This is a genomic window from Exiguobacterium sp. s46, from assembly GCF_018618875.1.
In the GTDB taxonomy this organism is placed as follows: Bacteria; Bacillota; Bacilli; order Exiguobacteriales; family Exiguobacteriaceae; genus Exiguobacterium_A; species Exiguobacterium_A abrahamii.
The window spans coordinates 236,019-261,611 of sequence record NZ_JACSMY010000003.1; the positions used below are offsets into that span (position 1 = coordinate 236,019).

The following is a 25,593-nucleotide window of genomic DNA, read 5'->3' on the forward strand; positions in this document are numbered from 1 at the left end:
TCCATTTCCATTTCCTTCTTAGTTAAGTGGTTCGAGTGCGTCTGTGATCCGTTCACCTGTCGTTTCAGCCTTGACGTCGCCTTTTTCGACGAGTGCGAACCATTCGTTTGCGTCTTGTGCGACTTGTGCTGCTTTGTCCTTGCCGAGACGATTCTCAAGCGTCGGTTTCATCGCAACGACGAACATGTTCGCTTCCATTGCTTCTGCACGTGCTGTATCGACGTCTTTCTTCTCGATCGCTTCTTGTGCCTCGTCATGATACCCGTCGACTTTCTCCGTCAATGCTTTTGCGAACAATCCTTCGATTTCTTTGTAAGAGACGTCAGCTGGTTTGGTTTTTGAGAAATCATAGCGCTCTTTCAGCGTTTTGACAGCTTCCTCGTCTCCACCTGCTAACGATTCTTCGATCGCAAGGAGGAAACCGTATCCTTCTGCTTGCTCCATTTGTAATTCTTTTTCGTCCGTACCGGCTTTGACACCATCCTCGATTTTTTGTGCGTAGCCGAGTGCAGCTAAATAGAAGGAACGATAAATCGATTTATCCGTCACTTGTTTCGCAACATTGAAGTCACCGAGTTCTTTCGCGTCGATGGCTTCTTGCTGCGCTGCAAGACCTGATGTGATCGCTTGAGCGATTGCGTCTTCGTTTTTGAAGCCGTAGCTCGCGTCCCGTTTTTCAGCTGTCGGAATGAAGACGGTCTTCGCCATCGCTTCAACATCCTTGAGTGCTTCCGTTGCAGCTTCCGGTTTACCAGCTACGAGTGCTTCTTCAGCTTTTGCTTGCGTTGCTTTTTGTAATTTATAGAAATACGATTGTAGACCTTTATCAACGAGTTGACGAGCGATGTTCTCATCGAGATCCTTCGCTTCAACACCTGCTAAAGCAGACTGGATGACTTGTTCGATTTCTGGTGCTGTCGTCTCGACACCACCTTTTAGTTTCGATTCATAACTTGTCTTGACCATCTTCCAATCAATCGCTTGTCCTTCTTTTGCTTTGTCGAGTTCTGTTTTGATTGAGCTGAAGATCGTCAATTCATCTGTCAGTGTCGTTGCAGCGATTCCCGCATCTGCTGATTTTGTTTCGGTCGACTGTTCCGTTTTCTCTTTTTTCGGTGCAGTCGTATCCGTTTCATTCGAACCACAGGCAGCCAAGATACCGGCTACCATGAAGATTGAAGCTACTTTTAAACGTTTTTTCATAATCGTGATTCCCCCAGAAGAATTAATAAGACGTTTTCCGTCATGTAGTCGTTTTCACAAATCTAACTATAGCGAGAATAATTCTCATTGTCAATTGAACTTTAAAGAAAAAAACGGCTTCGGAGCAGGGCTCCAAAGCCGTTTTAAAATGAGAAATTAGAACTGTTCGTACAGTTTTGTCAAATACGTGTAGACTTCGTCTGATGCTTGGAACATCATGACAGAATGTCCGAAGATCGCAGCCGGATTGAAGCCGTGATCAAGATCGATCGTTGATGCGATCGTGACATCACGGTCGCTGTCGAGAACGACGCGGAAGTATTTGAATTCTTGGTTGAAGTCATTGATGGCGTTAAGAATCGGGAGATCCTCGACACCGTCTGGTACGTGTGTCACCGTACGAGCGAACAATTCGACATCTGTCGTCGTCTTACTGAAGACGATCATCATCATCGGTTCTGCTCCTGCAGGTGTTTTTTCTTGTGTCATAAAGAAGACGTGTGTCTCATTCTCACGTGCTTCCATTGGAATGCCTTTTTCCACGAGGAAAGCTTGGAAAGCTTCCAAGTGTTGTTGCTGTTGTGGCGCGATTCCTTGTTCGTTTGTTTCGGGTTGACGATCTTGGTGAATCGGTGTCACTTTATTGTTCTCGTTTGATTCGTTCGAGTTACGTTCCTGGTCCATTGCAAAATCCCCCTTTATATACTATAAATTCAGTTTCAAGCATTTCAGAAGGAATTGCAACTAATGTCCGTTAAGATAGGAAGAAAATACAAAAGAGTAGAGATATGTCATGTTTGTGAATCTGCGAGCAACTGACTTGAAAATACATACCTAACAGGGTATATTAAGTGGCAGATAGAAAATCGAGGAGGAATCATCAGATGAAAACGATCATCGTAGGTGGCGTCGCTGGTGGCGCTACGGCAGCAGCACGACTGCGTCGGATTGACGAAACGGCAGAAATCATTTTGCTTGAACGGGGAAAAGAGATTTCGTTCGCGAATTGTGGACTGCCGTACTATATCGGAGATGTCATCAAAGATCGTAATAAATTACTCGTCCAAACGCCAGAAGGCATGCATGCACGGTTTAATTTAGATGTCCGCAATTTGTCGGAAGCGATTCGGATTAACCGTGAAGCGAAGACGGTCACGATCCGCAACGTCGAAACGGGTGAAGAATACGATGAATCGTACGATCATCTGATTCTTTCTCCAGGTGCAAAACCGGTTCGTCCAAACATTCCAGGACTCGATGACGCAACGAACGTCTTTACGTTACGGAACATCCCAGATACGGACCGGATGCGAGAATACGTTGATACAAATCGTCCTGATAAAGCACTTGTCATCGGTGGAGGATTCATCGGTCTTGAAATGGCAGAAAATCTCGTCGAACGTGGGGCGCACGTCACCCTCGTTGAGATGGCGGATCAAGTCATGGCTCCGATCGACCCAGAAATGGCAGCAATCGTTCATGAACATCTGCGTACGAAAGGCGTCGAGTTGATTCTAGAAGATGGCGTCGCTCGTTTTGAAGAGGCAGGTCGCCGCGTCGTCCTGACAAGTGGACGCGTAATCGAAACAGAGATGAACATCCTATCGATTGGTGTTGCACCGGAGAGCACGCTCGCAGCAGATGCTGGTTTAACACTTGGCATCAAACAGACGATTCAAGTCGACGACCAACTACGGACATCCGATCCATCCATCTTTGCGATTGGTGACGCAATCGAAGTTAAAGACTATATCACGAAGGAAGCGACACATGTTCCACTCGCGTGGCCGGCAAACCGTCAAGGACGCCTCGTTGCAGATATCATCGCCGGACGCGACGTCCGGTACAGCGGCACGCTCGGAACAGCGGTCGCAAAAGTCTTCGACTTGACGGTCGCTTCGACCGGTAACAATGAAAAACGGTTACGTCAGCTCAGTCTTCGTTACGAAGCGGTGCATCTCCACCCGGGATCGCATGCGGGGTACTACCCAGGGGCGAGTCCGATTTCGATGAAGCTACTGTTTGATCCAATCGAAGGAACGATCTACGGAGCGCAGGCAATCGGCATGACAGGTGTCGAGAAACGAATCGATGTCCTCGCGACAGCGATTAAAGGTGGATTGACAGTGCTTGATCTACCAGATCTTGAACTATCATATGCACCGCCATATAGTTCAGCGAAGGATCCGGTCAACATGGCAGGATATATTGCGTCGAACATCGTGCTTGGTGACAGTGCGAACGTTCATTGGCACGAAATCGATGCGATCGTCGCCAATGGCGGCTTATTACTCGATGTCCGTGAACCATCGGAAAACGAGTTAGGCGCGATTCCGGGATCAGTCAATATCTCGTTACCGACGTTACGTGAGAAGTTGGATGATCTGCCGAAGGATCAAACGATCTATGTGACATGCCAAGTCGGATTACGTGGATATGTTGCAAGTCAACTGTTGCAACAACACGGTTATGATGTGAAAAACTTAAGCGGTGGCTACAAAACATGGTCGGTCGTGCATCGTGATCAAGAAGCGCGAAGCCAAGCGAAGGAGGAGACTGCTGTGACGGTAACGAAACGTGAGCCAAAAACGAAGGCTACACCAGAACAAGTGGCACTGCTCGATACGTGCGGTTTACAGTGCCCAGGTCCAATCTTAGAGCTGAAAACAAAAATCGATCAGATGACGGACGGCGAGCAAATTTTCGTCAAGGCGTCAGACCCAGGATTCTTGCCAGACGTTCAAGCATGGGCGAAAAAACTAGGTCACACGGTCCATTCAGCGGAAATAAATCAAGGGGTCGTCGAGGTCTTGCTTGAAAAAGGGCAAGGGGAGACACCAGCTGCAGCGCCGGTTCAAGTCAATCCGGCAGATGATGCGACGATGGTCGTCTTCAGTGGTGATCTTGATAAAGCACTTGCTTCTTTCGTCATTGCGCAAGGTGCACAAGCGATGGGAAAACAAGTGACGATGTTCTTTACGTTCTGGGGCTTGAACATCATTCGAAAACCAGACGCACCGGCAGTTGAGAAAGCAGGAATCGAACGGATGATGGGCATGATGATGCCGAAACATGCCGGGGAGCTGCCGCTCTCGAACATGAACATGGCAGGCGCCGGTCAAAAAATGATGAAAAAAGTCATGAAGGACAAACAAGTCGATGCACTCGAGACGATGATGGCAAAAGCACAAGCTGCTGGTGTCCGAATGATCGCCTGCACGATGTCGATGGATATCATGGGCATCAAGAAAGAGGAATTACTGGATGATATCGATTATGGTGGCGTCGCCAGTTACCTTGGTGCAACGGATGGTGCCAATCTGAATCTGTTCATCTAATCTAAAAACCTGTTTAAATGAACGTGTCAAACCTGACATCTGATGTGAGGTTTGACACGTTTTTTGTCGTCTGAGGTATAGATGAGTTTGATTTTTCAAAAAAAATTGCGTATGATAATTCACATGTGAAAAAAGTTTACATCTAAAAAGAGAAACTATGTGGTGGAAGTGGAGGGAATCGGATGGAGAAGCAGGTAATGGATGTAGTCAGTAGAATCAGTGATATGTTATGGACAAACGTACTGATCATCTTACTCATCGGATTAGGCATTTATTTTACATTCCGGATGCGGTTCGTTCAATTCCGGATGATACCGGAGATGTTACGCTTACTGTTCCAAGGAACGGATAAAGGGAAAGACGGCGTGTCGCCATTCCAAGCATTTGCGATCAGTACGGCAGCACGTGTCGGTACTGGTAATATCGCGGGTGTCGCGACAGCGATCGCACTCGGTGGACCAGGAGCGGTCTTCTGGATGTGGTTGATCGCCTTGATCGGTTCGGCATCGGCATTCGTCGAGAGTACACTCGCGCAGATCTACAAGGTACGGGACGATAAGGCATGGCGTGGGGGCCCTGCCTATTACATGGAAAAAGCACTAGGTCAACGTTGGTTAGGGATTTTATTTAGTATCTTGATTACGATCTCATTCGGATTTGTCTTCAATTCCGTTCAATCGAATACGATCTCGCTTTCACTTCAAAATCAATACGGCTTTGATAAGACATGGATTACGGTCGGACTAGTCGTGCTGACGGCACTTGTCATCTTTGGTGGCGTCCGTAGTATCGCAACCGTCGCGTCGTTCCTCGTACCGATCATGGCCGGTGGTTATATTCTGATCGCACTCTACATCATGGCTACGAATCTTGAAGTACTGCCAAGTATTTTTAAATTGATCTTCCAAGAAGGTCTATTCGAATTCAAGACACTCGCAGGTGGTGCAGTAGGTGCAGCACTCTTGAACGGGATTCGTCGTGGTTTGTTCTCGAACGAAGCCGGTATGGGTTCAGCGCCGAACGCGGCGGCAACAGCGGAAGTCTCTCACCCGGTCAAACAAGGGTTGATTCAATCGTTTGCGGTCTTCGTTGATACGTTGATGGTCTGTTCGGCGACAGCGATGATCGTTCTCGTCAGTGGAGTGGCAACAAAAGATGCTAGTGGTCAACCGGTAGCTGGGATCGACTTAGCACAAGGGGCGCTCGCATCACAAGTGGGATCACTCGCGACAGGATTCATGGTCGTCGCGATTTTCCTCTTTGCCTTTAGTTCCGTCGTCGGAAACTACTACTACGGTGAATCGAACATCAACTTCATCCGTGAAAATAAACAAGTCTTGATGGCATATCGTATGCTCGTTCTCGTCATGATCGTCTTCGGTTCACTCGTTGAATCGGCGAACCTCGTGTGGGCGTTAGCAGATATCTTTATGGGACTGATGGCGATCGTTAACTTGTATGCGATCTTCCGTCTCTCGAAAATCGCGAAACTAGCGCTCGAAGATTATGTCGGGCAACGAAAAGCTGGAAAAGAGCCACGATTCTATACGGACTCGATTCCGAACTTGCCAGGGAAAGATACGCTTGAAGCATGGCAAGAATCAGAAAAAGACGAAAAAGCAATTTAAGGAAAAGGGAGTCAGAGAAATCTGGCTCTTTTTTTGTATAGAACGAATTTAAAAAGGGAATACAGAGTACAGAAGGGAGGGGGAGAATGGAAAACGTACATTTCGTCCGCGTCACGGATGCGGTCTGGGAGTCGTTCGGAAACGATCCCCACATCATCATGGATTGGATTTTATTCATTCATGAGACACAACCCGATCATGAACAATTGTTCGCCCTCGAACAGACGAACGCCATCTATCATTTGATGAATCAAATCGATATCTATATTGATCAAGACACACATTACAACCTGGGACGAGCGATCGTTGGCGAAGAGTTGATCGTCAATGAGGAGAAAGCGGCGATTGTCGGTATTCTGCCCTTGCCACTCCTCATCATCTCGGCTGAGGTGATGCGGAATTTTGATCAACGGGCACTCGCTTCGATTCATGATGAAGCCGGAACACCGGGCGAATTCGAGGATATCTGGGAACAGTTCGCCGATTTACGTGCCTATTTTCAAAAGGCAGAAGAAGCGGAAGATACGATTTTAATTTATTATGTCTGAACAGCTTAAATCATAAAAAAAAGAGACCCGCTTCCAAGTCGTAGACTGGAAACGGGTCTCTCGTCGTTCAGATGAATCAAGACGTCTTCATATGGAAGACGTTCTCTTTTACGTGAATCGTCAGATTAAAAATCGATTTCGTCCGGATCCGGTCCGAGGCGGACATCCGTTGCCAGACGATCAATTTTCTCAAGATCATCGGCATCGAGTTGGAAATCAAAGACGTCGAAGTTTTCCGCAATGCGTTCTGGTGTAACGGATTTTGGAAGAGCGACGATGCCGTTGTCGAGATGCCAACGTAAGACGACTTGTGAAGGTGTCTTGCCGTGTTTCTCTGCGATTTCCTTGAAATCGTTGATTTCGAGGAATTTCCCTTGCATGAGTGGGCTCCATGCTTCGACTTGAATGTTGTGATCTTGCAAGTATTCGTGCAGTTCGTGTTGCGGTAATTGTGGATGCAACTCGACTTGGTTGATCATTGGTGCCATCAAGCCCTCTTCTGCCAATGTATCGAGGTGATGTTCTTTGAAGTTCGAGACACCGATCGCTTTGATCTTGCCTGCTTCATACAGTTCAACCATTGCTTTCCACGCTTCGATATAGCCTTCGACCGGCCAGTGGATAAGATAGAGGTCAAGATAATCTGTTTCGAGACGTTCGAGCGATTCTGCGAATGCTTCCTTCGTCCGACCGGCACGAATATCATCGTTCCAGACTTTTGACGTTAAGAAGAGATCCTCACGTTTCACGCCGCTTTCCTTGATTCCTTTTGCGACACCGCGCTCGTTTTTGTAGACAGCAGCCGTATCGATATGACGATAGCCGACACGTAATGCTTCAGCGACAGCAGCAGGTGCTTCTGTCTCTTCATCTACTTGCCAGACACCGAATCCGATTTGGGGAATCGTAATACCGTTTGAAAGTTTTGCGTATTGCATGTGTTACTCCTCCTCATAAAACGTAGTTTAGATTTGCTCGTTTAGTTTAGCATGAACGAACGAAGACGTCCGTTTCCATGCTCATGGAGGAATGAAATAAGGTAAAATAGAAAAGAATCGTGAGATTTAATCGTGTGTTAAAAGAGGGGGAGAAAAGATGGCTCAAAAGAATAAAAAGCTATCCAAATGTACTTGGCTTAGCATTGGCGCCTTGTTAGTAACGCAGGCAGTGGGTCTGTTTCTTAGTGCGCGAAAGTCAGGACGTAATCCATGGGTGTGGGGAGGCGCTGGACTCGTTCAGTTCCCGCTTCCGGCAATCGCTTACTTAATCTTAGAACGACAAGCGAAGCAGAATAAATAATAAAACAGGTCCAATCGTCGACGCGATTGGACCTGTTTTATGGTTACGAAGAAATTTTTTCTTGCTTCGTCGCTGTCTTCTTCATGCGTGGTAAGCCGAAGAAGATGGCAATTGATCCACAGACGAAGAGGAGGAACGGATAGAACAGATACGGAATCAGTTCCGGTGAAGCCGTTTTCGTCAATTCTGCTGCGATCAATAGTTGTGCTCCATACGGAATGATGCCTTGAATACCACAAGAGAAGATATCAAGGATACTCGCCGATTTTTTTCGATCGACTTCATACGTATCGGCGATTTCAGCTGCCAGTGGTCCAGCGACGAGAATCGAGATCGTATTGTTTGCAGTCGCGAGATTCGTTGCACTAACGAGTGCCGCCATACTGAATTCGGCACCACGACGCTGTGAAATCTTGCGTGTCAGCGTCTCTTTTAAGAAGGCGATTCCACCGTTGAACGTAATCAAGCTGACGAGACCACCCATGAGGAGCGTCAAAATGGAGATCTCCGCCATGCCCATCATTCCTTCAGACATCGAGAGGACGAAGCCACTCAAGCCGAAACTACCATCAATCATACCGATGATGCCGGTGAGTAACGTACCACCAATTAAGACAAGAATGACATTGACGCCAAATAGTGCAAGGACGATGACAGCGAGATATGGAATCAACTTGTAGAATTCAAATGCTTTTGCTTCGACGACGTCACCAGAACCAGAAACGAATGCGAGTAGGATGACCGTCAAAATAGCAGCCGGTAGGACGATCATGAAGTTCGTCCGGAATTTATCGCGCATGTTCGTTTTTTGGGTCCGGACGGCGGCAATCGTCGTATCCGAGATGAACGACAAGTTATCGCCGAACATCGATCCACCAACGACAGCAGCCGCTGCGATCGCAACGTTGATGCCTGTCGCTTCATGAATACCGAAGGCGATTGGCGCGAGTGCAGCAATCGTTCCAGTCGATGTCCCCATTGCCATTGAGATGAAGGCAGCGATGATGAACAGACCACTCATGAGGAGCGACGGAGGTAGGAACGTCAAAGCAGCATTAACGGTCGCATCGATGGCGCCGATTGCTTCTGCTGTTCCAGAAAACGTACCGGCTAGTAAGAAGATGAAGACCATGATCATGATATCAGGATTTCCGGCACCCGTTGCGATTCGTTCGACCGTTTGATTGATGGATCCTTTCGTCGTGATTGCAGCAAAAATCAAAGCGATCAGTGCGGCGATAAGGATCGGAAATTTGTAAAAGTCGTCATAGAAGATCCCGGCTCCGATGAAGAGAACTAGGAATACGACGAGGGGAAGCAGTGCCCATTTGTTAGGCGTGATCGTTTCATTCATTGTTGACACCTCGTTTCTCAAAGATACAAAAAAAGACCCCTTCGCAAGAAAGAAGGAGGTCTTTATGAAATAAAGACGCTCTTCTTATCTCTCAAGCTTTCGCTTGCTGGATTTGGCACAGTACGAATCAAATCGTCCGCTGCCGAAACATCATTGGGCCAGTCCCTCCGTTTCTCGCGATAAAAAGAAGTCATTCAATTGTTGTAAAACACGTTTCTTACCGTACCGCATTGAGTAACGCGTGTCAACTGTACTTTACTGAAGTGCCTTTTTCAATGTTTGGACGTTTTCTTCCATCAACTTGAAATAAGAGCTGTTTTGTTGCGCTTTCGTGACCGACTCTAGATTATGAATCGTCACGGATTCAGCTCCGATTTCTTTTTGGATGACACGTGCGACCTTTGGTGAGACCGTCTCTTCGAACGCGACGTATTTCAAATCATGCATCCGTGCTTCTTTCACTAAAGCGGCCAGTTGCTTTTGTGACGGTTCATCGGAAGGAGAAATTCCCGCAATCGGCAGTTGTGTGAAACCATATCGTTCTGCGAGGTAACCGTAAGCGGCATGCGTAACGAGAAGTTCTTTTTTCGATCCATCAGCGACAGCTTGTTTAAATTGTTCGTCCAATTCATCAGCTTGCTGATCGAACGCTTTTAAGTTTTTCTCGAATGTTGCTTTGTCTTTTGGTACTTCTTTTGATAAAGCAGTTGTAATCGAGCGTGCCATTGCTTTTGCGTTGACAGGATCGAGCCAGACGTGTGGATCGTATTTTCCATGGTCATGACCCTCTTCTTCATGCGCATGTTCATCCGTTGCATGATCATCGTGCCCTTCTTCTTCGTGGGCATGTTCGTCTTCACTATGCTCCTCTTCTTCATGTGCATGAAGTGTAGCATCCGATTCTAGCAAGTTGACGTCCTTACTCGTCTCGACGAAGCGGACATCCGTGCCTTTTAGACTCTCCTGGATTTTTTTCGAATACGGCTCGAGCGTCGTACCGGTTAAGAGGAACAAGTCGCCCTTAGCAATCTCGGTGAGTTGTTTTGACGTCGGCTCGTAAGAGTGGGGGTCTGCTCCAGGTGGGACGATCATCTTGACGTTGACTTGATCCCCTCCGATTTCGCGGGCAATAGCAGCCGTCGCGAACGTTGATGCATAGACTTCTGTCTGGGTTTTATCTGAAGTCGATGAATCGGTATTCGAACCGCAAGCAGCGAGAACACTTGCACTTGCGAAAGCGACTGTTAAAGCGGGAATGATTTTTTTCATTATATGATACCTCCATTATTAAAACGTAACTATTCCGATTTGGACTTTCTCACTATAGCGGAACGCTGGTGAAGCGTCAAGTACGAATACCGAGACGTTCGACTTCTTTTAAAACGGGGTAGAAGGATAATAAAGTGAAGAAACTGGCACGTCTTTTGGAGGTGATCAAGTGAAACGTGAAACTGCATGGCTAATGGGGGGAGCTGCGTTATTGACGACGGCAGCAGCGGGAGCGAGTATCTGGAACAATTATGGTGCATTGCTTCGATGGACCGAACCCGCCTTGCCACTCACAGAAAAACAACTTGCACCGCGGACGCTCACCTACAAACAGGTGGGAGACTGCATCTTACAGCTCGATCTCTATTATCCACCGGGAGAAGGACCGTTTCCAGTTGCCATCTATGCACACGGTGGTGCATTCGTTCGTGGAGAGCGCGATGACATGTTCTGCTTTAGTCCAATCGTCGACCGTCTGCTTGAACTCGGAGTTGCCGTCTGTAGTATTGAGTATCGTTTGTTCGAAGAGGGCAGTTATTTTCCGGATAACCTCGAAGATGTACGGGATGCGTTATGTTTTTTGAATAAGGAAGCAGAGGATCTTCGCATTCTAAGAGGACGGATGATGGTATGGGGAGACTCAGCAGGAGCCGCACTCATGCTGACGACGGCACTTGCCCCATCTGCTTTCGTCGGTGAGCGCGATGAGCGGCACATGCCATTGATCAGTGGTGTGATCGCTTTATATCCACCGACGAACTTTTTGTTGTTTAATTTCATTCAGACTTGGATTGCCCACATTAAGTTCTACAAGGGGGGACGAGAAGAATGGCGCAAGCTGATGACGCACGTCTCACCCGTCACGCACCTAACATCGGATGCCCCGCCCATCATGCTCTTGCACGGTAAAAAAGATCCGATCGTCCCGTTTTCTCAAGCTTTGCATTTCGTTGAGAAGGGAGCCGATGTCGGAGCCGATGTTCGTTTGTTTTCCTTTCCGAATGGCACCCACTCACTTGCCAGTTTCGCTCAGACGGAAAATCCGTTAAAGATTGAGCGATTGCTTGAACGAATTGAACGTTTCACCTGTCAGGTGCTACTGTTGCCACCGCGACAACTTCCGAATGGAAAACATGATACAATCAGTCATATTTCTTAAATGAGGGAGATAGAGACATGACTGAAATTTGTTTAGTGCGGCATGGTCAGACGGATTGGAACTTAAACGAACGGATTCAAGGAAGAGAAGATATCCCGTTGAATGCAACAGGAAGAAGACAAGCGGAACTTAGCGCCGCTTATCTATCGAATGAAAAGTGGGATGTCTTGTTAGCAAGTCCCTTGTCGCGTGCCGTTGAGACAGCAGAAATCATCGGTCGTGCTGTTGGTTTAACGATTACAGCGACAGACGAGCGACTTGTCGAACGCGAATTCGGAGCCGCTTCCGGTGAACCAGTCGCAGCGATTTACGAGGCCGTTCAAGCGAACGATACGACGCTTGTGCCGGGTCTTGAAACGGAACAAGCCATCCAGGATCGCGTGTTCGAGGCGCTACAGGAAGTGACACGCATGTATGAAGGGAAACGAATTCTAATCGTCTGTCACTCGCATACGATCAAGGCAGCATTATCATCGATTGACGCGACATTTAGTTACCGGACACCTTTGAAAAACGCGTGTGCGAATTATATCCATCATACGGATCGCTATACGATTGATCGAATCAACGTAGCGGACCACATCACGGACGAGGTCGAAAAACCTTAAGAGACGGGCGTGTTCGGATGCTCTATCAAATATTGTTTGAACGTTTCTTTAGCGATACTTGTGATATGGGCACCACGTTTTGAACGACGATCCTTATACTCCTGAACGAGTTCTTCGCCAGCGAATCCATCTTCGACGACTTCGCGTAAGATCGATTCAGATAAATCATTTTTCATCATGACCATCTTACCTGTGAAGACATACGAGACGTTTTCGCTTAAGACAGTCCGTTCAAGAGGCGTGACGATCATCGCGGCAGGGTCATTATCAGGTCGTGAGATCGTGATTTCAATCAAAGCACGTAAATGTTTTGTGAACAATTCATCGACGATCGGCTGATCCGTCGGAGGAACGACGATTTCTGCAACCCACTGTGCCGTCTGTTCGGTACTGACCGTCAATCCGTCCTGAATGGCGACGGGAATCGTCGTATCACGTCCTGACTCATCCATTAAAATGCGTAATGTGCATAACTTAAAGGTTTTCATGAAAAAATGCCCTCCTTTGATCGCTTACGATTTTCCTACAGTATACCGTGAGGAATGTAAGACGGGAAACTTTTCCTGACGAAATTCGTATGAACTATGTTTAAATAAGACTAGATACTACTAAACAGGAGGATCGTTCATTATGCCGCAAGTACTCATTGGAATATTAGGAATCCTGGGTATCGTTCTACTTGCCCACCATATCATCATGTATTGGCATGCTGAACCGACAGACCGCCCGACGCTTGCATATCGCATTGCGCTCCTGATTGCCTGTTTGCTACTCATTAGTGGAAGTGATCATTTAATCAGTATTTTCTACGCGGATTCCTTAGCTGAATTCGGTCAACGCATCACGTATATCGTCTTCATCGGAGGTGCACTTGGCTTCGCATGGTACTTTCGTAAGAAGATGGAACAAGCGCCAACAGAAATGACACCTGTCGGAAACGAAGCAGGATTAACATGAGAAAAAGCGCCGTTCATCCCGATGGAGGAAGAACGGCGCTTTTTTGTGTCTTATTTTAACCCACTTGCCAGTCGAGTGTCCCGAATCATGTCGAGTTTGAGCTTCCAGAGACGATCGCTGAATGTGACAGCATAAATCTCTGGCAACCGCAGCCGTTTGTACTCTTCCCACAGACGACCGATCTGTGTTTCGTGGAAGTGGCGACTTTCTTCAATCGTTGGGACCGTATAGACCAGTTCTCCATCTTTGAAGATTGGTTCAAGTAACCGCTCGACCTTGAACTGTTCGATGCGATTTCGGAACGATGGGTCTCGGACGTCGATGAGATCGACAGCTTCAAGTGTCGACGGATCTTCGTCCATCAACGTCACGTAATCGCCTTTGAACTTATCCGTCACCGGATCAATGATGCGATAGACTTCTTTGATGTGAGGTGTCGTCGTCTTGGCTTTTGACGAGGATACTTTGATGACGGGTGCGAGCTCGCCATCTACTTCACGCGCGACCAGTTTATAAACCATCCCAAGAGCCGGTTGTTCGTAAGCTGTAATACCACGTGTTCCGACGAGGAATGTATTGGCTTGGGCACCTTGGATGCGTAAGTCCTGAATGACGTACTCATCGAGGTCCCCTGACAAGACGATGTCGACTTCCGGGAAGCCAGCTTCGTCAAGCATGTTACGGGCACGTTTTGACAAGTAAGATAAGTCGCCAGAATCGATCCGGATGCCACGCAGTTTATGCCCTTTGGCTTGGAGCTCCTTTGCAACCGTGATTGCATTCGGAAGACCACTCTTGAGCGTATCGTACGTATCGACGAGTAATGTCGCCTGATCCGGATAATGAGAAGCGAATGTCCGGAATGCCGTCAATTCGTCATCGTGGAATTGAATGTCAGCATGTTCCATCGTTCCACCACACGGAATGCCGAAGTCGCGTCCTGCTGAAGCAAGGCTTGTGACGTCAAAACCAGCCAGGTACGAAGCACGCGTTCCGAAGTAAGCGGCATCGATGCCTTGCGCGCGACGGGCACCAGCTTCGAGGAACTTCGCACGGGGAGCCGATTGACGAATACGTGCGTACTTCGTCGCGATGAGCGATTCGTGGTTCGCGATGTTCAGAATCGCGGTCTGTAAGAGCTTCGCTTCAAAGATGCGTGCCTCGATCCGAATCAGTGGTTCGTTCGGGAAGACGATTTCGCCTTCTTTGACACTTGAGATCGAGCCATTGAACTTGAACTGACGCAGTTCATCCTTGAACTCATCCGGGAAGCCAATCATCTCTTGCAAGTACGTGATATCTTCTTCCGTGAAACGGAGTGTTTGAATATACTCGATGATATTTTCGAGACCTGCAAAGACGACATAGCCTCCTGCGAACGGATTCGAACGGTAGTAAACATCAAAGACGGCACGTTCATTATGACGTCCTTCTTTCCAATAGATATACATCCACCGTGGTAAGTACAGATCGGTATGGAGTGCAAGATTACGTTGTAACATGACGGACAGATCCCTTCTTATTCGCCGACGACTTCTGCGCCGATCGATTGTTTAAAATGTGTAAGCGCCCACTCGTGACCAGTCGCGTTAAAGCTTGCGACCGCATCGGCATGGACGACGATACGATACCCGAGATTGTAGGCATCGACAGCTGTATGAAGGACACAAATATCCGTACAGACACCGACGAGGTGGACTTCGCGGATACCGCGTTCACGCAAGCGTAAATCAAGGTCCGTCCCGGCGAACGCACTGTAACGCGTCTTGTCGATAACGTGATCGGCGACCCGTGCCATGGCTGCGACTTTCCCGAATAGATCACGTCCATGTGTTCCGCGGATATTATGTGGCGGGAAGAGGACGGTTTCCGGGTGGAATGTATCGCCTTCTTCGTGAATATCGTTAGCGATGACTACGTAATCTTCCGTTGAAAACTCCTCCATCAACGTAGCGATCCGTTCTTCAATCGCTTGTCCTGGTTTTCCGCAAGTCAGCTTTCCTTCGTCAGCAACGAAATCGATCGTGTAATCAATGACAATCAGAGCGCGCATATGCGTAAGCCCCTTTCCGATTTTGAATTAGTGTTCTCTTTCACATTGTACTCTATCTCACACAGAAGGCAAAAGGAAGAAATCGGATACAAACAGGTATAGAGAAGTAAAAGAATGGGGTATAAGGTATAGGACGAAAATGATAGTAGAGGAGGAGAAAGGGATGGCTAGGTTGAATGAGTATGAAGTGGAAGAGCGTCTTGAGCGGTTGCAGGATTGGAGTGTCGTGGATGATGAAATCGTCCGGACTTATACACTTGCATCGTTTCCTGCGGCACTGGATTTCGTACAAGAAGTCGGAAGTATCGCTGAAAACTTGAATCATCATCCAAGGATCGTGATCGACTATAAAAACGTCACACTTGCAGCGACGACTCATGATGAAAACGGATTGACGGAAAAAGACTTTCAACTTGCGGAGGCCTGTGATGCCATCTAAACTTTCGATTACATTCGGTAGCGGTTCGTTCGTTGAACAAATTCGTTCCCGTGATGCTCATATTCGTGTCGCTAGCGGAAGCGGCGATGCCATCCTCTGGATGGAGACGGACTCGAAATCACCTTTTCAAAGTGGCAATACCTATACGTTGCTCGAATCACGTGGCAATTTTTCGGACGAAGGCAGTCTCTTCTACTGGTCGATTCCGGCAGATCAAAATAGCGGGGATCTATTCGTACATCAAGTGATGTCGAATCCGAAAGTCATCGGAGCAGAATATGGTGGCTTCCAGGCATTTCGGATTGGACGTGTCGAGAAGGGAACGGATCTTGCCTTATTGATTCAGTTCCAAGAGACAGGGGACGGAGTTCGTTATGCAAAATCAGTTGAACGTCTTACGGTAGACCAGTATGCTGAAGAGGCAGGGAAGTCGTTCGCGCCTTCTCCCGTCATGAAACGGTATCAAATCGTACCACCAACAAATGAGTGAGATGCAGGGGGACTAACAGATGAAGAAGAACTATTTTGTCGTAGCAACACTTGGTGGCGCACTTGTCGGCGCTACTTTATCACTACTGCATAAAGATACGCGCCAAGCGCAGTTTGCAGCAGTGAAACGGACATTCAGCGGCGCAGGAACACAATTGTCTGCTGTCAAACAAGATCCAAAAGGGCGCTTTGAAGAACTAAAAGCACTCTATACGGACAATCAGGAAACAATCCATAACCTGATTGACGACGTGAAGGACTTAGCAGAAGTACTTCGCAAATAAGCAAAAAAAGGACTCACGCGTGTAGCGGAGTCCTTTGAGACTGAAGACAAAGTGTAATTTTTCTCTAACGAGAAGGATTACGCTTTTTTTGTTCGTCTCGCATCGTTTTCCTGGGACAAGCATCGCGCCGCTTCGCTGCAGGGTCGCTCTTGCTTGTTTTTCCCTAGGAAGCGATGTCGAGGGAACAAAATACTTCTCTACTACTTCTTCCGAGTATCAAAAGAATGACGCGTCATACGCCACTCCTACAGGAAAAAACGCGATTTTGCGCTGTCAGAGACAAACAAGACCCGTTTTCCTGCTCGAATGGAGCGGGAAAACTGGCTTGTGTCTCGCCTGAGGAAAGGGCGTGAAAAGATGCGTCATTTTTTGAGTCAGCCCTTTTATCTACAATCTGCAAGAACTCGAGTGTGTAGCGGAGTCCTTTTTGCATGCTGGTTTACAAGTAACGGAAGAATAATCCGAGTACGGCAAACGCGATGATGATATAGAAGAAGATCCGACCAAGTTGACCAGAACCGCTTACGAAGACAGGTCCACCGCTCGAACGACGACCGGTTTGGAACGGACGTGTGAATGGGACGGCACGATTACCAAAGACGAATCCAAAGAGGAATCCGAGGACGAAACCGTACAAGTGACCAAAGACAGCAACGTTCGATCCGAGCAACGTAAAGACTGCCGTGACCGCAGTAAAGATATACACAAGACGTGTATCATCTGCTAGGATGACCGTCCGCTTGAATCGACTCAAGTAGACGTAAAAACCAAGCAAACCAAGAATGGCACCCGATGCTCCAGCTTGACCATAAAACGGTTCATTGATTTTCGTGAAGTACGTCAAGATGTTCGCGAGCGTACCAACGAGCAAGTAAAAGGCTGCAAATCGACCGTGACCAATCATCCGCTCAAGCGGTGGAGCGAAGATGACGAGAGCAAACGTATTGAACGCGATGTGCCAAAAATCGTAATGCAAGAACGTTGCTGTGACGACACGCCACCATTCACCTTGTTCAATTAAGAGATTGATGGATGCCCCTGCATTTAGAGGAGAGAATGTCAGATTAAGGAGTGGGCCCAACTGTTCGATGACAAACAGGGCAACTTGGATTAAAATGAACAACGAAACGACCGGATAAGAACGTGTGAACGTTTGTAGGTTTTCCGTTCGACTAAACATGACAACACCTCGCTTCATCTTCATTCTATATGAAGATGGCGAAGAATAGAACTGTGGAGGCGTCTCAGATGATTTATGGAATTGGAATCGATTTGGTCGAACTGAATCGAATCGAGCAAACGCTCGAGCGACAGCCACGTTTTGCTGGGAGAATCTTAACCCAGGCAGAGCAGGAACGATTTCAATCGCTCTCGGGACATCGTCGCATCGAGTATCTCGCTGGACGTTTCGCCGCAAAGGAAGCGTTCGTCAAAGCATTCGGAACTGGCGTCGGAAAAGAAGTCTCTTGGCAAGACGTTGAAGTCTTAAACGATGAGACAGGGCGACCGATCATGAGTGGACCATTCGATGGCGTCATCCACGTCTCGATCACACATTCTGAGCATTATGCATCTGCGCAAGTCTTATTAGAGAAGAGGGAATGGGATGTACCGACCAACTTGGATTGAAATCGATCGGGAAGCGATCGCACATAATATACGCGAAATCAAAACACGGATGGGCGAGCAACAGGTGATGGCGGTCGTCAAAGCGGACGGCTATGGTCACGGGGCAGTGACAGTCGCTGAGATCGCTCTTGAGAACGGAGCCGACTTACTCGCTGTCGCACTCCTTGAAGAAGCGATCGAGTTACGCGAAGCGGGCATCCAAGCACCGATCCTGATGCTTGAAGCCTTACTACCAGAACATGCACCAGTCGCTTCGAATTATGATGTCGCCGTTCCTGTCTTTTCAGCTGATTGGCTTCAGGAAGCGAAACGTCATTTGACGGAAATCGATCATCTCCGCTTGCATATTAAGATCGATACGGGAATGGGACGACTCGGACTACAACATGTCGATGAGTTGAAGCGAATTCTTGCTGAGTGCGATGATGATCTCGTCGAGCTCGAAGGCATCTATACGCATTTCGCGACCGCTGACGAGTTGAACAGTCAGTTATTCGAGCGCCAGCTCAAGACATTTTTATCGTATGTCGCACTAGTACCGGAAATCCGTTACGTCCACTGTGCCAATTCGGCGGCAGCGATTCGTTTAGCAGGTCAAGCGCCGTTTAACGTCGTACGAGTCGGTATCGCGTTATATGGGGCGATGCCGTCGGATGAGATGGCAGGACATTACGAGTTCTTAAAACCAGCGTTTTCACTGAAAAGTCGTCTGATGCAGGTCAAGCAAGTCGAACCGGGTCAAACAATCAGTTACGGAGCGACCTATACAGCGCCGACGGATGAATGGATCGGTACCGTTCCGATTGGTTACGCGGATGGCTGGTCACGCAAGTTCCAAGGCTATTCGTTGATCGTAGACGGTCTACCGTGCGAAATCGTCGGTCGTGTCTGCATGGATCGGCTCATGATTCGTTTACCGCGGGAATATCCAATTGGAACAGAAGTCATCCTGATTGGAGAAGGGGCACCGATCGAGGAAGCAGCCCATTGGCTCGGGACGATCAACTATGAAGTTCTCTGTCAATTCTCGAAGCGTGTTCCGCGTCAATGATTCGTACAAGACATCAATAAGATGGCAAAAATATGTTATTTGTTTGAATTTTGATTGTATTTTCTGAATTCGACTGATATATTGAAGTAGAAAGTGAGTCGTTCGTTAAGGTTTCAGTGAATCTGGAGGTGCCATTATCTTGGTCCAACAACGGGAAATGCAGTTTGTTGAGCGAAATGTAGCGAAGGAGACGATTGGGATGAAGTCGAACCATACGACCGAAGAACGCAAGCGTCAGCTACGTGAGGAATTGAAGCGTGGTTACGAAGAAATGGCAGCAATCAATTTATCGATCGTTGGCGAAATGTTCCAGATTGAAACGGAGGCGGAGTTCTCACTCCTACGTCAAGTAAGCGGGGTGTAAGCTTTGATAGTCAAACGTGGCGACGTGTTTTATGCAAATTTGTCACCTGTGGTCGGATCGGAACAAGGGGGAGTTCGTCCCGTGCTTGTTCTACAAAATGATATTGGTAACCGATTCAGCCCGACAGTCATCGTGGCTGCGATCACGGCACAGATCGACAAAGCCAAACTACCGACCCATGTGGAAGTATATCGAGAGCGACACGGATTAGAACGTGATTCGGTCATCTTACTTGAGCAAATCCGGACAATTGATAAACGCCGTCTAACGGATAAAGTCACACATCTAGATCCAGACACGATGATGAAGGTAAATAGTGCCGTCGCAATCAGCTTAGGCTTGGTTGATTTTTAGGCACTTACATAGAAGCGCAACACAAGAAGAGTCGATACTAGCGTATGCGACTTTTTTTGACCTCTTTTTTTATAAAATAGGTTTTAAAGTTTTCTTTATGGGGAAACATACCCAAGTGACCTTTTTATAAAGGGATGAGGTAGGATGAATAGCAAGACCACATAGACAGATTTTCCTTGAGGAGGAACTTGAAGATGGATTTAACAATTAAAACAGAGCAGCTTGACGGTCAGACGCATCTTTATATCGCAGGTGAGATTGATACGTATACAGCACCAAAACTTCGCCAAGAACTAGTTCCGGCAGTTGAGACAAACGATGTCGTCGTCCATTTGGATGAAGTCCACTACATGGATTCGACAGGTCTCGGCGTGTTCGTCGGAGCACTCAAAGCAGCGAAAAAGAACGGTACATCGTTCACGCTCGTCGGTGTTTCTGAACGCATCCGTCGTCTATTCGAAATCACAGGTCTTTCAAGCATCATTACAATCGATAGTGGTGTAAGAGGTGGAACGCAATGAAGAACGAACAACTAAACATGACATTACCGGCAAAACCGGAATATGTAGCCATTGCCCGTTTGACGGTTTCAGGCGTCGCGAACCGGATGGGATACACGTATGATGACATCGAAGATATCAAGATCGCTGTCTCAGAAGCATGTGCGAACGCTGTTCAACATGCGTACGAAGGAAAAGAAGATGGTAGCATCGCCTTGACATGTAACGTCTATCCGGATGATCGTCTTGAGATTGTCGTCAAGGATAACGGCATTACGTTCGATAAAGATGAGGTCAAACGCCAAAGTGAACCGATTACGGATGCACACGATCTCGATTCCTTGCATGAAGGAGGACTCGGCATCTTGATGATCGAAGCATTGATGGATCAAGTAACGATCGAGAAAGCGAACGGCGTCACTGTCCATATGACAAAATATATGAATAGAGATGAGGTGGGTCAAAGTGCCAGCAAAGTCTCAACAACGCCATCACAGTGATGATGAAGTACTTCGACTGATTGATTTGTATCAGCAGGACGACCAAGATGAGGAAGTGCATGCGGCATTACTCGAGCGTTATTCAGACTTGGTAGAAGCTTTGGCCCGGAAGTTCTCGCGTGGTCGACCGATTCATGACGATCTCGTTCAGGTCGGTATGATTGGGTTGCTCGCAGCGCTTCGCCGCTTCGATAAAGAATTCGGTCGCAGTTTTGAGTCGTTTGCTGTTCCGACGATCATCGGTGAAATCAAACGTTTCATCCGCGATAAGACATGGAGCGTCCACGTTCCACGTCGCATCAAGGAACTCGGACCGAAAATCAAGAAAGCAGTGGAAGAATTGACGACGGAGTTGCAACGCTCTCCGCGCATTGATGAAATTGCTGCGCGTCTTGAAGTATCGGAAGAGGAAGTCCTCGAAACACTTGAGATGGGTAAAAGCTATCAAGCATTATCCGTCGATAGTTCGATTGAGGCAGATCAGGAAGGTAGTACTGTTACGTTACTCGACCTCGTCGGGAATCAAGAAAACGGCTACGACTCCGTCGATCAGCGTCTGATTCTTGAAAAGGCATTTGCTGTCTTAACGGACCGCGAACGTTCGATTCTCGAATGTGCCTACTACCGCAATATGAGTCAAAAAGAAACGGGCGAATTACTCGGCATTTCACAAATGCACGTTTCCCGTCTCCAACGACGTGCTTTGCAGAAGTTACGTGAAGCGATCAAAGTCGAACCAAATGAAGTATTCTCAAAAGACTGACCTCGTGTCAGTCTTTTTTCTTTTCCATGCGTTCTTCGGTATAATGAATGAGAGGTGAAGCAGATGGAAAAGAGAATCGCAAGTGAATTGAATGTACGTCCTGCGCAAGTGAAGGCAGTCTTACAATTGACGGAAGAAGGCGGTACGATTCCGTTCATCGCCCGCTACCGAAAAGAACAGACAGGTGAACTCGATGAGGTCGCGATCAAAGCGATTCTTGATCGACATAAACAATTAACACAACTTGAAAGTAGACGGAGTGACGTCCTTGAAAAAATCGAGGAGCAAGGTGCATTGACGCCGGAACTTTGTCGAACACTTGAAGAAGCGACGACGTTACAACAAGTCGAAGATATCTATTTACCGTTTCGACCAAAACGTCGGACAAAGGCGGAAATTGCACGGGAAGCAGGGCTTGCACCACTTGCTGACTGGTTCCGCGACAAGTCTGCTTATGATGAAGCGACATTCCATCGCTTGAGCAATGGGCTGGATCCGGAAGAAGCTCTTACCGGGGCACAATCGATCATTGCCGAGGAGTGGGGCGAACAAGCGACGGTGCGTGAGTTCATTCGTAAGCAAATGCGCCGTTCAGCAGAAATCGTTACGAAACAGAAAAAGGATGCAGTCGATGAAAAAGGCGTCTTTGCACAGTATTATGCCTACAGTGAGCGGATCCAACAGATCGTTCCGCACCGGATTCTTGCGATTAACCGTGCGGAAGCATTGAAAATCGTCTCTGTGAAAGTCGTGTTAGAGGAACAACAGGTTTTACCGACATTGCTTCGTTCCTACGCACAACTGGCGCCAAAGAAACGTGATATCGTCGAAGCAGCGATCACGACGGGCTATAAAAAATCCGTCTTTCCTGCCATCGAACGAGAAATTCGAAATGAACTGACGGAAAAGGCAGAGCTCCAAGCGATTGACGTCTTTGGTAAGAATCTCCGTCAACTCTACATGCAACCACCGATGAAAGGGAAAGTCATGTTGGGTCTTGATCCGGCTTACCGGACAGGATGTAAGTGGGCAGTCATCGATCCGACAGGTGAAATGAAGGAAGTCGGCGTCATTTACGTGACGATGTCAGAGCAAAAAGCAAAAGAAGCACGCCAAACTCTTTCACAGCTCGTCGATACATATGGAATCGAGTTGATTGCGATTGGCAATGGTACAGCTTCACGGGAAACAGAAGCATTCGTTGCGGACTGGATGCAGGGGCAAAAAGATATCGCCTTTACGATCGTCGACGAGGCAGGGGCAAGTATTTATTCTGCTTCAGAGATTGCGCGGACGGAGTTTCCAGAGCTTCAAGTCGAACAACGATCCGCGATTTCGATTGCGCGTCGTTTGCAGGACCCACTGGCTGAACTCGTCAAAGTCGACCCGCAGTCTGTCGGAGTCGGTCAATATCAACATGATGTCTCGCAAACGAAACTGAAGGAGACACTTGATTTCGTCGTCGAGACGGTCGTCAACCAAGTCGGAGTTGATGTTAATACAGCGTCAGAACCGCTTTTGAGTTATGTCGCAGGAATCACGAAGGCGACAGCGAAAAAAATCGTCGAACGTCGCTCGGAACTTGGAACGTTCAAGACGCGTCAGGAATTATTGAAAGTTCCTCGTCTTGGTGCAAAGGCATATGAACAGGCTGCAGGATTCCTGCGAATTCTAGAAGGTACGCATCCGCTCGACCGGACGCCGATTCATCCAGAGCAGTACAAAACAGTCGAGAAGTTGTTCAAGACATTAGGCTTAACACTTGATCAAGTTGGAACGGATACGGTGCGGGAACAATTGTCTACATTGTCATTACCGGAGATGGCACAGACGCTCGAGATCGGAGAACCGACATTACGTGATATCATCGAAGCGTTACAACGTCCGGGTCGTGATCCACGGGAAGCGCTCGATAAACCGTTGCTTCGCCAAGATGTTCTATCGATGGATATGATCCAAGTCGGGATGGAGTTCCAAGGGACGGTCCGGAATGTTCTTGATTTTGGTGCGTTCGTTGATATCGGAGTGAAAGAGAATGGCTTGATTCATATCTCGAAGCTTAGTCGTAAGCGTGTCAAACATCCACTTGATGTCGTCGCTGTCGGGGATATCGTGACGGTATGGGTGACGAATGTTGAACCAGAGCGGGGACGCATTGGTTTGACACTGGTTCCGCCGAAATGACGAATGAACAATTACAACGATACGTCGAGCAACTTTCGCTCGACGTATTTTCCTTACCGTTTCGACATGAAGCTTATTTTAATCCACGACTGAAGACGACAGGTGGTCGCTACTTCTTAGGCGATCACCATTTAGACTTCAATAAACGATATATCGATGACATGAAAGTCTTCCGCGGAATCGTGATTCATGAACTATGTCACTATCATTTACATCTAGCAGGAATGGGACACCGTCATCAAGATCAAGACTTCAAGGAATGGTTAGAGCGCTATGGTGGGCTTCGATACAGTCCCAGAAGACAAGAAGACGAAAAAAAATCCTATCTTTATGAATGTGAGAAATGCAGCACATTATATAGAAGGAAAAGACGCATGAATACGGAAAGATATCGATGTGGTCGGTGTCGTGGAAAGATTTTTTACAAAAGTAGTTGACGTTCATTTCGGAGCATGATAAATTATAGAAGTCGTCAAAACGACAGCAACTAAACAACTTATCGTCGCTAAAAACTTTTTTAAAAAAGCATTGACGGAAAGAAAAAAAGTTGCTACTATATAAAAGTGTTCCGAACAGAACGTAACGTTCCGCAATAGCTCAGCGGTAGAGCAACCGGCTGTTAACCGGTAGGTCGTAGGTTCAAATCCTACTTGCGGAGCCATTCTTTTGGAGATGTACCCAAGTGGCTATAAGGGGCGCCCCTGCTAAGGGTGTAGGCCGGGAAACTGGTGCGAGGGTTCGAATCCCTCCATCTCCGCCAGACCTCTTATGTGAAAATGTTTCTTGAGAATAATTATTAATTACGATATGGCCCGTTGGTCAAGCGGTTAAGACACCGCCCTTTCACGGCGGTAACACGGGTTCGAATCCCGTACGGGTCACCATATGGAGGATTAGCTCAGCTGGGAGAGCACCTGCCTTACAAGCAGGGGGTCGGCGGTTCGATCCCGTCATCCTCCACCATTTCTTTTTAAAGAGTTGTTTACAACTTCAAATTGCGGTCCTGTGGTGTAGCGGTTAACATGCCTGCCTGTCACGCAGGAGATCGCGGGTTCGAATCCCGTCAGGACCGCCATTTTTGGGCTGTAGCCAAGTGGTAAGGCACTGGATTTTGATTCCAGCACGCGAAGGTTCGATCCCTTCCAGCCCAGTTTTTATGTGTCATTAGCTCAGTTGGTAGAGCATCTGACTTTTAATCAGAGGGTCGCAGGTTCGAATCCTGCATGACACACCATTTTTAATTTCATATTTGCGGTCGTGGCGGAATCGGTAGACGCGCTAGGTTGAGGGCCTAGTGGTGGCAACATCGTGGAGGTTCAAGTCCTCTCGACCGCACCATATCGCACCCTTAGCTCAGCTGGATAGAGTACTTGACTACGAATCAAGGGGTCGGGAGTTCGAATCTCTCAGGGTGCACCATATTTTGTTTGCTTTGACGGGCCTATAGCTCAGCTGGTTAGAGCGCACGCCTGATAAGCGTGAGGTCGGTGGTTCGAGTCCACTTAGGCCCACCATTTTCAAAACAAACAATGACGAACTTTGAAAACTGAACGATGAGGCAAAAATCGTATTCTACGGAATACAAAAACGAATGAAGCGCAAGCTTCGTCAATCGTGACT

General features: G+C 47.6%; 28 protein-coding genes, 10 tRNA genes and 1 riboswitch. Of the genes, 29 read left to right on the plus strand and 9 right to left on the minus strand.

What is annotated here, in order from left to right; genetic code table 11:
- Window positions 1-18: 18 nt before the first annotated feature.
- Together KNQ08_RS14380 and KNQ08_RS14385 are read right to left on the minus strand one after the other, a co-directional pair.
- On the minus strand, window positions 19-1,203 hold the full coding sequence (locus KNQ08_RS14380) for a hypothetical protein (protein WP_214806191.1): 1,185 nt from the start codon (window positions 1,201-1,203) through the stop codon (window positions 19-21).
- Window positions 1,204-1,359: 156 nt separating this feature from the next.
- A complete protein-coding gene (locus KNQ08_RS14385; protein WP_023469644.1) occupies window positions 1,360-1,887 on the minus strand; it encodes a type III secretion system chaperone family protein in 528 nt (175 codons plus the stop codon).
- Between the two features lie 200 nt (window positions 1,888-2,087).
- Between KNQ08_RS14385 and KNQ08_RS14390 the strand changes: the two genes are divergently transcribed.
- The 3 genes from KNQ08_RS14390 (at window position 2,088) to KNQ08_RS14400 (ending at window position 6,717) form a co-directional block, all read left to right on the plus strand.
- Window positions 2,088-4,541 (plus strand): CoA-disulfide reductase, encoded by a 2,454-nt coding sequence (locus KNQ08_RS14390; RefSeq protein WP_214806192.1) that lies wholly within the window; start codon window positions 2,088-2,090, stop codon window positions 4,539-4,541.
- A 182-nt stretch (window positions 4,542-4,723) separates the two neighbouring features.
- The gene (locus tag KNQ08_RS14395) at window positions 4,724-6,169 is read left to right on the plus strand and encodes an alanine/glycine:cation symporter family protein (RefSeq protein WP_149427981.1); all 1,446 of its coding nucleotides are present in this window, start codon (window positions 4,724-4,726) and stop codon (window positions 6,167-6,169) included.
- 86 nt (window positions 6,170-6,255) lie between these two features.
- Complete coding sequence (locus tag KNQ08_RS14400; protein ID WP_029342856.1) at window positions 6,256-6,717, plus strand: hypothetical protein; 462 nt, start codon at window positions 6,256-6,258, stop codon at window positions 6,715-6,717.
- Window positions 6,718-6,842: 125 nt separating this feature from the next.
- Here the strand turns inward: KNQ08_RS14400 and KNQ08_RS14405 are convergent, their stop codons facing one another.
- Window positions 6,843-7,655 (minus strand): aldo/keto reductase, encoded by an 813-nt coding sequence (locus KNQ08_RS14405; RefSeq protein ID WP_050678472.1) that lies wholly within the window; start codon window positions 7,653-7,655, stop codon window positions 6,843-6,845.
- Window positions 7,656-7,812: 157 nt separating this feature from the next.
- Here KNQ08_RS14405 and KNQ08_RS14410 point away from each other — a divergent pair, with 157 nt between their 5' ends.
- Window positions 7,813-8,016, plus strand: a complete 204-nt coding sequence (locus tag KNQ08_RS14410; RefSeq protein WP_149427980.1) for a hypothetical protein — start codon at window positions 7,813-7,815, stop codon at window positions 8,014-8,016.
- Between the two features lie 43 nt (window positions 8,017-8,059).
- On the opposite strand, the gene KNQ08_RS14415 is transcribed toward KNQ08_RS14410, so the two are convergent.
- Window positions 8,060-9,370 carry a Na+/H+ antiporter NhaC family protein gene (locus tag KNQ08_RS14415; protein ID WP_075642934.1) on the minus strand — a complete coding sequence of 437 codons (1,311 nt, stop codon included), beginning with the start codon at window positions 9,368-9,370 and terminating at the stop codon, window positions 8,060-8,062.
- Between the two features lie 81 nt (window positions 9,371-9,451).
- Window positions 9,452-9,556: riboswitch (SAM riboswitch) on the minus strand.
- Between the two features lie 69 nt (window positions 9,557-9,625).
- The gene (locus KNQ08_RS14420; protein ID WP_149427979.1) at window positions 9,626-10,639 is read right to left on the minus strand and encodes a metal ABC transporter solute-binding protein, Zn/Mn family; all 1,014 of its coding nucleotides are present in this window, start codon (window positions 10,637-10,639) and stop codon (window positions 9,626-9,628) included.
- A gap of 169 nt (window positions 10,640-10,808) precedes the next feature.
- On the opposite strand from KNQ08_RS14420, the gene KNQ08_RS14425 reads away from it, so the two are divergent.
- Window positions 10,809-11,798: an alpha/beta hydrolase gene (locus tag KNQ08_RS14425; protein ID WP_149427978.1), complete on the plus strand. Its 990-nt coding sequence runs from the start codon at window positions 10,809-10,811 to the stop codon at window positions 11,796-11,798.
- Window positions 11,799-11,815: 17 nt separating this feature from the next.
- On the plus strand, window positions 11,816-12,406 hold the full coding sequence (locus tag KNQ08_RS14430; protein ID WP_058705196.1) for a histidine phosphatase family protein: 591 nt from the start codon (window positions 11,816-11,818) through the stop codon (window positions 12,404-12,406).
- Here KNQ08_RS14430 and KNQ08_RS14435 read toward each other — a convergent pair.
- A complete protein-coding gene (locus KNQ08_RS14435) occupies window positions 12,403-12,894 on the minus strand; it encodes a YwpF family protein (protein ID WP_149427977.1) in 492 nt (163 codons plus the stop codon). The genes KNQ08_RS14430 and KNQ08_RS14435 overlap by 4 nt on opposite strands.
- Window positions 12,895-13,036: 142 nt before the next feature.
- On the opposite strand from KNQ08_RS14435, the gene KNQ08_RS14440 reads away from it, so the two are divergent.
- The gene (locus KNQ08_RS14440; protein WP_029342848.1) at window positions 13,037-13,363 is read left to right on the plus strand and encodes a hypothetical protein; all 327 of its coding nucleotides are present in this window, start codon (window positions 13,037-13,039) and stop codon (window positions 13,361-13,363) included.
- Between the two features lie 50 nt (window positions 13,364-13,413).
- Here KNQ08_RS14440 and KNQ08_RS14445 read toward each other — a convergent pair whose 3' ends face one another.
- Together KNQ08_RS14445 and KNQ08_RS14450 are read right to left on the minus strand one after the other, a co-directional pair.
- A complete protein-coding gene (locus KNQ08_RS14445) occupies window positions 13,414-14,865 on the minus strand; it encodes a nicotinate phosphoribosyltransferase (RefSeq protein WP_029342847.1) in 1,452 nt (483 codons plus the stop codon).
- Between the two features lie 17 nt (window positions 14,866-14,882).
- Window positions 14,883-15,416 (minus strand): cysteine hydrolase family protein, encoded by a 534-nt coding sequence (locus tag KNQ08_RS14450; protein ID WP_050678478.1) that lies wholly within the window; start codon window positions 15,414-15,416, stop codon window positions 14,883-14,885.
- Window positions 15,417-15,579: 163 nt separating this feature from the next.
- On the opposite strand from KNQ08_RS14450, the gene KNQ08_RS14455 reads away from it, so the two are divergent.
- Genes KNQ08_RS14455 through KNQ08_RS14465 form a run of 3 tightly spaced genes read left to right on the plus strand, consistent with a single transcriptional unit; the run spans window position 15,580 to window position 16,628 of the window.
- A complete protein-coding gene (locus tag KNQ08_RS14455; RefSeq protein ID WP_023469630.1) occupies window positions 15,580-15,855 on the plus strand; it encodes a 4a-hydroxytetrahydrobiopterin dehydratase in 276 nt (91 codons plus the stop codon).
- Window positions 15,845-16,345: a hypothetical protein gene (locus KNQ08_RS14460; RefSeq protein WP_214806193.1), complete on the plus strand. Its 501-nt coding sequence runs from the start codon at window positions 15,845-15,847 to the stop codon at window positions 16,343-16,345. Before KNQ08_RS14455 ends, KNQ08_RS14460 begins: the two co-directional genes overlap by 11 nt.
- A gap of 19 nt (window positions 16,346-16,364) precedes the next feature.
- Complete coding sequence (locus tag KNQ08_RS14465) at window positions 16,365-16,628, plus strand: hypothetical protein (RefSeq protein ID WP_023469628.1); 264 nt, start codon at window positions 16,365-16,367, stop codon at window positions 16,626-16,628.
- 439 nt (window positions 16,629-17,067) lie between these two features.
- Here the strand turns inward: KNQ08_RS14465 and KNQ08_RS14470 are convergent, their stop codons facing one another.
- A complete protein-coding gene (locus KNQ08_RS14470; protein WP_064300646.1) occupies window positions 17,068-17,808 on the minus strand; it encodes a rhomboid family intramembrane serine protease in 741 nt (246 codons plus the stop codon).
- Between the two features lie 68 nt (window positions 17,809-17,876).
- On the opposite strand from KNQ08_RS14470, the gene acpS reads away from it, so the two are divergent.
- The 19 genes from acpS to KNQ08_RS14565 all read left to right on the plus strand — a co-directional run bounded on the left by acpS (window position 17,877) and on the right by KNQ08_RS14565 (window position 25,487).
- Entirely contained in the window at window positions 17,877-18,257 is a 381-nt protein-coding gene (acpS, locus tag KNQ08_RS14475) for a holo-ACP synthase (protein ID WP_050679019.1), read from the plus strand.
- A complete protein-coding gene (alr, locus tag KNQ08_RS14480; protein WP_214806194.1) occupies window positions 18,235-19,308 on the plus strand; it encodes an alanine racemase in 1,074 nt (357 codons plus the stop codon). Before acpS ends, alr begins: the two co-directional genes overlap by 23 nt.
- A 139-nt stretch (window positions 19,309-19,447) precedes the next feature.
- The gene (locus KNQ08_RS14485; protein WP_023469624.1) at window positions 19,448-19,672 is read left to right on the plus strand and encodes a hypothetical protein; all 225 of its coding nucleotides are present in this window, start codon (window positions 19,448-19,450) and stop codon (window positions 19,670-19,672) included.
- A 3-nt stretch (window positions 19,673-19,675) separates the two neighbouring features.
- Window positions 19,676-20,026 carry a type II toxin-antitoxin system PemK/MazF family toxin gene (locus tag KNQ08_RS14490; protein WP_023469623.1) on the plus strand — a complete coding sequence of 117 codons (351 nt, stop codon included), beginning with the start codon at window positions 19,676-19,678 and terminating at the stop codon, window positions 20,024-20,026.
- Between the two features lie 194 nt (window positions 20,027-20,220).
- Complete coding sequence (locus KNQ08_RS14495; protein WP_023469622.1) at window positions 20,221-20,547, plus strand: STAS domain-containing protein; 327 nt, start codon at window positions 20,221-20,223, stop codon at window positions 20,545-20,547.
- On the plus strand, window positions 20,544-21,026 hold the full coding sequence (rsbW, locus tag KNQ08_RS14500; protein ID WP_023469621.1) for an anti-sigma B factor RsbW: 483 nt from the start codon (window positions 20,544-20,546) through the stop codon (window positions 21,024-21,026). Before KNQ08_RS14495 ends, rsbW begins: the two co-directional genes overlap by 4 nt.
- Window positions 20,992-21,789 carry an RNA polymerase sigma factor SigB gene (gene sigB / locus KNQ08_RS14505; RefSeq protein ID WP_023469620.1) on the plus strand — a complete coding sequence of 266 codons (798 nt, stop codon included), beginning with the start codon at window positions 20,992-20,994 and terminating at the stop codon, window positions 21,787-21,789. Before rsbW ends, sigB begins: the two co-directional genes overlap by 35 nt.
- A 63-nt stretch (window positions 21,790-21,852) precedes the next feature.
- A complete protein-coding gene (locus KNQ08_RS14510) occupies window positions 21,853-23,973 on the plus strand; it encodes a Tex family protein (RefSeq protein WP_214806195.1) in 2,121 nt (706 codons plus the stop codon).
- A complete protein-coding gene (locus KNQ08_RS14515; RefSeq protein ID WP_195865960.1) occupies window positions 23,970-24,410 on the plus strand; it encodes a SprT family protein in 441 nt (146 codons plus the stop codon). Before KNQ08_RS14510 ends, KNQ08_RS14515 begins: the two co-directional genes overlap by 4 nt.
- 149 nt (window positions 24,411-24,559) lie before the next feature.
- A tRNA-Asn gene (locus KNQ08_RS14520) sits at window positions 24,560-24,634 on the plus strand.
- 7 nt (window positions 24,635-24,641) lie between these two features.
- Window positions 24,642-24,733: transfer RNA gene (locus KNQ08_RS14525), tRNA-Ser, on the plus strand.
- Window positions 24,734-24,782: 49 nt separating this feature from the next.
- Window positions 24,783-24,857 (plus strand) — tRNA-Glu (locus tag KNQ08_RS14530).
- 3 nt (window positions 24,858-24,860) lie between these two features.
- A tRNA-Val gene (locus KNQ08_RS14535) sits at window positions 24,861-24,936 on the plus strand.
- Between the two features lie 36 nt (window positions 24,937-24,972).
- A tRNA-Asp gene (locus KNQ08_RS14540) sits at window positions 24,973-25,048 on the plus strand.
- 4 nt (window positions 25,049-25,052) lie between these two features.
- Window positions 25,053-25,124, plus strand: a tRNA-Gln gene (locus KNQ08_RS14545).
- A gap of 7 nt (window positions 25,125-25,131) precedes the next feature.
- Window positions 25,132-25,207, plus strand: a tRNA-Lys gene (locus KNQ08_RS14550).
- Window positions 25,208-25,224: 17 nt separating this feature from the next.
- Window positions 25,225-25,311: transfer RNA gene (locus KNQ08_RS14555), tRNA-Leu, on the plus strand.
- 4 nt (window positions 25,312-25,315) lie between these two features.
- Window positions 25,316-25,392 (plus strand) — tRNA-Arg (locus tag KNQ08_RS14560).
- A gap of 18 nt (window positions 25,393-25,410) precedes the next feature.
- A tRNA-Ile gene (locus tag KNQ08_RS14565) sits at window positions 25,411-25,487 on the plus strand.
- Window positions 25,488-25,593: the final 106 nt, after the last annotated feature.